Source organism: Draconibacterium sp. (genome assembly GCF_041583095.1).
Classification (GTDB): domain Bacteria; phylum Bacteroidota; class Bacteroidia; order Bacteroidales; family Prolixibacteraceae; genus Draconibacterium.
Genome location: NZ_JBFHGM010000258.1, coordinates 1 through 7,323, shown reverse-complemented (window position 1 = coordinate 7,323; position 7,323 = coordinate 1). Strand labels below are relative to the sequence as shown.

At 41.4% G+C, this 7,323-nt stretch carries 7 protein-coding genes; 4 read left to right on the top strand and 3 right to left on the bottom strand.

All coding sequences use genetic code 11. The annotated features are described in order from the left end of the window. The coding region (locus ABZB17_RS18315) for an ABC transporter permease (protein ID WP_372652299.1) at window positions 1-1,208 on the bottom strand (1,208 nt) is incomplete at its 3' end. A gap of 208 nt (window positions 1,209-1,416) precedes the next feature. On the opposite strand from ABZB17_RS18315, the gene ABZB17_RS18310 reads away from it, so the two are divergent. The 3 genes from ABZB17_RS18310 (at window position 1,417) to ABZB17_RS18300 (ending at window position 3,328) form a co-directional block, all read left to right on the top strand. Next, window positions 1,417-2,031, top strand: coding sequence for an FKBP-type peptidyl-prolyl cis-trans isomerase (locus ABZB17_RS18310; RefSeq protein ID WP_372652297.1), 615 nt, complete (start codon window positions 1,417-1,419; stop codon window positions 2,029-2,031). Between the two features lie 39 nt (window positions 2,032-2,070). Next, window positions 2,071-2,778: an FKBP-type peptidyl-prolyl cis-trans isomerase gene (locus tag ABZB17_RS18305; RefSeq protein WP_372652295.1), complete on the top strand. Its 708-nt coding sequence runs from the start codon at window positions 2,071-2,073 to the stop codon at window positions 2,776-2,778. A 178-nt stretch (window positions 2,779-2,956) separates the two neighbouring features. Next, a complete protein-coding gene (locus tag ABZB17_RS18300) occupies window positions 2,957-3,328 on the top strand; it encodes a DUF3127 domain-containing protein (protein ID WP_372652293.1) in 372 nt (123 codons plus the stop codon). Window positions 3,329-3,594: 266 nt separating this feature from the next. Here ABZB17_RS18300 and yaaA read toward each other — a convergent pair whose 3' ends face one another. Continuing rightward, complete coding sequence (gene yaaA, locus ABZB17_RS18295; protein WP_372652291.1) at window positions 3,595-4,362, bottom strand: peroxide stress protein YaaA; 768 nt, start codon at window positions 4,360-4,362, stop codon at window positions 3,595-3,597. A 124-nt stretch (window positions 4,363-4,486) separates the two neighbouring features. Further along, window positions 4,487-5,467 (bottom strand): glycoside hydrolase family 16 protein, encoded by a 981-nt coding sequence (locus tag ABZB17_RS18290; RefSeq protein WP_372652289.1) that lies wholly within the window; start codon window positions 5,465-5,467, stop codon window positions 4,487-4,489. A 639-nt stretch (window positions 5,468-6,106) separates the two neighbouring features. Here ABZB17_RS18290 and ABZB17_RS18285 point away from each other — a divergent pair. Then, window positions 6,107-7,323: DEAD/DEAH box helicase (locus ABZB17_RS18285; RefSeq protein WP_372652287.1), on the top strand; the 1,217-nt coding region annotated here is incomplete at its 3' end.

Below are 7,323 nucleotides of genomic sequence, written 5' to 3'. Positions count from 1 at the left end.
TAACGTAACGATTCAATCGGATCGAGCTTTGAAGCTTTTTGCGCTGGATAATAACCGGAAATTATTCCCACAATAAAACACAACACAACACCCAGAATGATCCAGGTCCAGGGGATAAAGAAAGGCGAATCAATTAAACGGGCAACGCCATTCCCCGCCAGTATTCCAAGAATAATCCCAACAAATCCGCCCATTTGCCCAACCAGAATTGCTTCCATCAGAAACTGCTGTTTTACGGTAGTACTTTTGGCTCCGATAGCTTTCCGAACTCCAATTTCGCGGGTGCGTTCGGTTACCGTTACCAGCATAATATTCATTAAGCCAATAGCCGCGCCGAACAAAGTAATCAATCCTATTATTGTTGCCACCAGCGTAATATTCTTAATGTTTTCCAGAAGCATGTTGGCCAGGTTATCACTTTTTTCGATGCTAAAGTCCGAATCATCGAGTGGATCTAAATTTCGCACAACCCTGAAGATGGCTTCGGCCTGCCCCACTGCGGCGTCCATTAACTCCGGACGATCAACTTTTACCTGCACATCAAAATTCATGTTGGGACGTGAAAAATAAGCCCTCGAATTTGTAAAGGGGATAAAACAAATCCTATCGCTGTTCATCCCAAAACCACTCCCCTTTTCTTTTAAAACCCCTACCACTTTATATTTTCCGCTACCTATACTCACCACTTTTTGCAGGGGATTTTCTCCTCCTTTAAATAAACTTTTTGCCAAACTACTGCCCAGAAGCACCACATTCCGGCCATCCTGAATGTCTTGATTACTAAAACTTCTGCCCGTTCCGATTTCGTAACCCGCTGTTCCCAGATAATTCTCGTCGATTCCACGAACAGCAATATTCGGATTAGTTTTTTCCGACTGGTATTTTATAGTAGCTGCCCCGGTCGACGAAACCGAAATAGATGTTGTGGCCGGAAAATCGAAAAGCTCCTTAAATTCCTTTGCCTGGTAGTACGAAATGTACGAGTAGTTTTTTGTACGATAGCGAATATTTCCCTGCGCGCGCAATCCTCCACTTGTAATCGAAAAAGTGTTGGCACCCATCACGGCAAATTCTTTGGTTATCGAGTTTTTTATCGAATCGATAGCTGTTAAAATTCCAACCAGGGCTGTTATTCCCACTGCAATAATCATAACGGTAAGCGTGGTGCGCAACAGATTACTCCTAACCGAAGAGAAAGCTACTCTCAAATTTTCGAAAAATAATGTGGTCGATCGCATAAGACTAATGTTGTCTGTAATTATAGAATCAATACATTTGTAAAGTTAATCAGCTAAAAATTACCATAAAAGATTATTTTTTTTGAATTTAAATTCTCCGCCAAATTATAAAACTTCAATTACCTTATTACCAAAAAATTACTTTATCTTCGCCCACTTGAATTCAGAAAAAAATAAAATGGCAGATTTCGAATTAAAAGACGATTTACAAAAATTTAGTTATGCATTAGGAATGAGTATTTCTGCAAATCTCATCCAGTCAGGAGTTAAAACCGTTCATCCAACCGCTTTCATTACAGCTTTGCAGGATGTTTTTTCAGGTGTTCCGCCAAGAATGAAACCTGAAGACGCCAACCAAATTCTAGAGTCATTCATGGCCGAGTCGCAAGCTGCCGATGGCAATAAAAACATGGAAGAAGGCAATGCCTTTTTAGCCGATAACGCTAAAAACGAAGGTGTAATTCAATTGCCCAGCGGATTACAATACGAAGTAATAACCGAAGGAGAAGGCGACATTCCAACCGCCGGCAACCAGGTAAAGTGTCACTACCACGGAACGTTGGTCGACGGTACTGTTTTCGATAGTTCGGTAGAGCGCAACCAACCAGCTGTATTCCCTGTAAACGGTGTAATTCCGGGATGGGTTGAAGCACTGCAATTGATGTCGGTTGGCTCAAAATGGAAATTGTATATTCCTTCAAACCTGGCTTACGGACCAAACGGAGCAGGCGGAGTTATCGGACCAAACGCTACCCTTATTTTCGAGGTTGAATTATTAGAAATTGTAGAATAATAAAAATACGGTCGGCTAACGGCCAAAAAAAATTAACAAATGAAGAACAGTATTATTTATGTATTTGTAGTAGCATTGATTGTTGCTGCTACTTCGTGCCAGCAAGGTGGTCCGGCATCGGTAAAATTGGAAACCAGTGCCGATTCAGTAAGTTATGCAATTGGAGTTTTAGTTGGTGCCAACAATAAACAACAACTTGAAACAGCTCCCGGAAGCGAAGAGATGAATCTTGAAGCAATGGCTGCAGCCTTCCGTTTAGCATCGTTAGGCGAAGAAGTAGAAATTACAGAAGCTGACGCAAACGCATTGGTACAGCGTTTTTTCCGTGAAGCCTCAGAGCGCGAAAATCAGGCAAACCTTGAAGAAGGCAACAAATTTTTGGAAGAGAATGGAAAACGCGAAGGAGTAACAACTACCGAAAGCGGTTTACAATATGAAGTACTTACAGAAGGTACTGGCGAAAAACCAGGTGAAACAGATAAGGTGCGCGTACACTACCACGGAACCTTAATCGATGGTACTGTTTTCGACAGTTCAGTTGACAGAGGTGAGCCGGTTGTATTTGGTGTAACCCAGGTAATTCCGGGTTGGACTGAAGCATTGCAACTAATGCCGGTTGGATCAAAATGGAAAGTTTATATCCCATCGAATCTGGCTTATGGTGCAAACCCACGTCCCGGAGGAGCAATTGAACCAAATATGGCTTTAATTTTCGAAGTTGAATTACTGGAGATTGTAAAAGAATAAGCAAGCCTTGTCATTCCGAAAGAGGAACGATTGAGAAACCTGAAACTGCAAAGCATTCTGGTTACAGATTTCTCTCTTCATTCGAAATGACAAAAACTTGTTGAAAAAAACCCTTTGTCTGTTTTTAGGCAAAGGGTTTCTTTTTTTTATCTTCGTTCCTGAAATAAAAAATTAGGAAATGGCATTAAGCGTAAAAGGAAAAATTGAGCAGATTTTAAAACCTGAATCTGGTGTGAGCCGGGCAGGAAAAGAATGGAGCAAACAAGAATTTGTAATTGAAACAGACGAGCAATACCCACGCAAGGTTTGTTTTACTTTATTTGGCGATAAAGTTGATTTGGTAAAGGGACTGTCTGCAGGAGAGGAAGTTGATGTATCTTTTAACCTGGAATCGCGCGAATATAACGGACGCTGGTTTCACAATATTAATGCCTGGAAGATTGATAAAGTGAGTGCAGACGGTAATTTACCGGAGCCTCCACCGGAATTTGGCATGGATGATATTCCACCCGAACCGGCAGACGATGCAGCCGGAGATCTTCCGTTTTAAAGGATGAACGATGAAGGATTAACGATGAATAGAAAATGCCATCTTTGTTTGATACAGAGATGGCATTTTTGTTTCCTATTATTTAGATCCGTCAGTTGACGGAGAGAAATCTGTTCCAATTTACAAGTTATCAGTCGCCGTATGCAGTCTCAGTTCAGGCCTCCGGTGGCAACAATTTAGCAATTCAACAGTTTAACAATTTCTTACTGTCTCAGTGCTCATCGTCTCATAGCCCAGTAACCAGTGTATAATGACCAGTGACCATATTAACCTCGAGTAAACACCGGATTCCCAACCTTCGATAAACGCGGATTATAAACATACCCTTCAGCATCAAACGCCTGCAGATCGTTCACATTATCAATGTCATTTTCAATGATAAAACGTGTCATCAGGCCACGCGCTTTTTTGGCAAAAAAGGAGATCATTTTATACTCTCCGTTTTTCATGTCTTTAAACTGCGGCGTTACAATTTCGGCGTCGAGTTTTTTAGTGTCGATACTTTTGTAGTATTCGTTTGATGCCAAATTAATCAGCACCTTACTCCCCGACTCATCAATGGCTTCCTGCACTTTTGGTGTAATCTTGTTCTTCCAGAACGCATACAGATCAGCCGAACGTTGTATTTTGATTTTTGTCCCCATCTCAAGGCGGTAGGGTTGCATTAAATCAAGCGGACGCAATACGCCATAAAGACCGGATAGAATTCGCAACTTCGATTGTAGCTTTAAAAGTTGTTCTTCGCTCATTGAAGGAGCTTCCAGTCCCTGGAAAACATCGCCACTAAAAGCCAGAACCGCCTGTTTGGCATTTTCGGGCGTAAATGGCTGGTGCCAGGTTTGAAAACGGTCGTAATTCAGTTGCCCCAGACTGGCCGAAATTCCCATCAACTCCGAGAGTTGTTTCGGTTTCATTTTCCGCAGTTTCGGAAGTATCTTTTCCGACTCATCGAGCATGTCGGGCAGGGTGTACGTTGCAGTTACCGGTGGTGTTTTATAATCCAGCGATTTGGCCGGTGATATTACGATTAGCATATGTTCTGATTTTCTTTTTCAAATTTAACAGCTTTTCTTTTTTAAAGTTCAGCACTTTGGTAGTTATTAATTGAAACGCCTCGCAGCAGAGCTGATGAGGAGTCCGATTCCATTAAGGACTCTTTTATTGTTTTTTCAACGGATCATAAGACATCCAGTCAACCTCCAGCTCAAATCGTTCTTGCGGTTTTTCAATTGAAGTTGGGACCGTTTCTACCGGCCAGTTATCGGTATGCCAAAAATTCATTCGGTATAACGAAGGGTTTTGAGGGATACCCATTTGCGAACCTTTATAATTCCACAAAACAATAGTATCGTTGGTCGCCGGATGAATCATCCACCATCTGATTGAATCTGGATACCAATGAAATCCGTAAGTGTGGAATTGTGAAGATGCATCAAAGCCTTCTATAGGTTGAATTGTTTCAGGCTGACATTGAACACCTGTTAGAGGAGAGGAAGTACCTGTATGATTTTCCCTGGTACTGGTTTCATAAATAGTACCGCTGGCCATATTAATAACTCGTCCTATCCTTCTAAGTTTTCCTTGAAATCCGGTCCATGTACCAATATAAATAATTTCCGGATCGGCAATAAGCCATTCAAAGTCTATTTCGCTTAGTCCGGCTATAGTATCCGAAAAATAAGTAAAATAACCTACCACAGCTCCTACGTTTGGTTGAACATCTCTTACATCAGCAACTTTTAATCGTGCGGCATAAGAGCCAAAATGAGTGAAATTGTTTGAAATTATTTCAGGTCCTTTTCCTGCACCGGCTTCCTCATCCGGATTAATTTTAAACAATAGAATATTGGTTCCGGGCTCTGTGGGAGATTCTATTCCAATTTTCCAGGTAAAATCAGCATTTTTTCCGGCAGAACCATATTTAAAAAGCTGTGAAGTTGAAGAATTAAAATCTTCGAAAAAAGAATTGTGATGTTTTTCCTGGGCTTGAAGGATTAAAGTACTGCCAATAAAAGCAACTGTTAGCACCAATATTAGTTTAATGGTTGTTATTCTCATGTTTAATAACGTTTTGATCTGAAAAAGTCCCGGTAGTGTTTTATAGTTCAGTGATTTTGCCGGCGATATTACGATTAGCATCTATTCTGATTTTTTTCAAATTTAACAGAATTAGTTTTTAAAGTTCTGCACTGTGGTACTTATTATTCTTCAATCCACAGCAAATAACATACACGTTTCCCGCGAATTATCAACAGGAATGAAAGTGAGTTATTTTGGCCGTATTTCATTCGAATAGCTGCTATAAAGGCGCATAAAACAACGGTGCTTTGAACAACTTATTGATTGCGCCTTTGATTTATTTATACATATACCCCGGGTTCCACCCGAGGTTATTTATATTTTATCCCTTCGGGATATTGGCGCTAAAAGCGGCAAATGTGAATAACCCGTTGCGTAGCGCCGGGTTTAATCGACCGAATGGACATCGTCCGGCGAAGTATGCCGATCGAAGTCAAGTGGTTCTTCCGGACGACATTCAAACGGAAATACCCGAAAAAAGATGGCGAGTTTCAGAAAAAAGACGAAAAGTTTCGATCTTGACTGTGACCTCAGACAAATATCAGAGACCACTAAAATTACAACAACGATGCGAAGAAATTATTTGTAGTATCTTTGCCGCGGTTTAGAACAAAAACAGAGGGGTAGCGTTTTGGTAGCAATGTGCTCTTTATTCATGGTTATTATTTTGTGAGCCCTTGTTTACCATAGAAAACAATAATGAAATTTGAAGATTTACAATTGCATCCTGCCATACTAAAGGCATTAAAGGATGAAAACTACTCGGAACCAACCTCTATTCAGGCGCAGGCAATTCCACTGGTATTAGAACGAAACGATGTTTTGGGAAGTGCCCAAACCGGCACCGGTAAAACGGCCGCTTTTGCCATTCCTATCATTCAGCATTTAATAAACTCTACCCGCCACGAAAAGGGTAGACGACAGATAAAATCGCTGGTGGTTACCCCTACCCGCGAGCTGGCAATACAAATAGGCGAAAGTTTTGACGCATACGGCAAATACAGCAACCTGCAAAACACTGTTATTTTTGGAGGGGTGCCGCAAAATCCACAGGTACGCCAACTGCAAAAAGGCGTTGACATACTGGTTGCAACACCCGGCCGCCTGCTCGATTTAATCAGTCAGAATCATATTTCACTGCGCGATGTGAAGTATTTTGTTCTAGACGAGGCCGACCGGATGCTTGATATGGGTTTTATTCACGACATAAATAAACTGCTAAAGCTATTACCCCGACAGCGGCAATCGTTGTTCTTTTCGGCTACTATGCCAAACAAAATTGTAAAGCTTTCGCAACAAATTCTGGTGAATCCGAAAAAGGTAGCGGTGAACCCGGTTTCCTCAACTGCCGAAACCATACAACAGCAAATCTATTTCACCAACAAAAGCGATAAAAAGGACTTACTGTTACACATTCTTAAAAATAAAGACATAGAGCAGGTACTCCTGTTTTCGAGAACCAAACATGGGGCCGACCGTATTGTACGCAACCTGCGGAATAAAAAAATCGAGAGTGCGGCCATTCATGGCGAAAAGAGTCAGAATCAACGCCAAAAGGCCTTGATGCAATTTAAAAAAGGACAATTACGCGTATTGGTAGCCACCGATATTGCGGCAAGAGGTATTGATATTGACAAACTGCGTTATGTAATTAACTACGACATACCCAACGAGCCCGAAACCTATGTGCACCGTATTGGCCGATGTGGCCGGGCCGGCGAAGAAGGGGTGGCACTATCGCTTTGCGAACCGGAAGAAAATGCTTACGTGAAAGACATTGAAAAGTTGATAAAACTTAAAATTGAAGTAGCCGGCAACAATCCTTTTCCGCAGACCGACAAGCCGATGAACGCCAGTGAAAAGAAAGAGTTTGAAGCAGAAAAAAAACGTAAACGACAGGAGTTTTTTGAAAACCG

What these genes read in the sequence shown, in the direction of transcription:
- ABZB17_RS18290 (WP_372652289.1), bottom strand. Translation starts at nt 5,467, where the DNA reads ATGCTAATCGTAATATCGCCGGCAAAATCACTGAACTATAAAACACTA.
- yaaA (WP_372652291.1), bottom strand. Translation starts at nt 4,362, where the DNA reads ATGCTAATCGTAATATCACCGGCCAAATCGCTGGATTATAAAACACCA.
- ABZB17_RS18300 (WP_372652293.1), top strand. Translation starts at nt 2,957, where the DNA reads ATGGCATTAAGCGTAAAAGGAAAAATTGAGCAGATTTTAAAACCTGAA.
- ABZB17_RS18305 (WP_372652295.1), top strand. Translation starts at nt 2,071, where the DNA reads ATGAAGAACAGTATTATTTATGTATTTGTAGTAGCATTGATTGTTGCT.
- ABZB17_RS18310 (WP_372652297.1), top strand. Translation starts at nt 1,417, where the DNA reads ATGGCAGATTTCGAATTAAAAGACGATTTACAAAAATTTAGTTATGCA.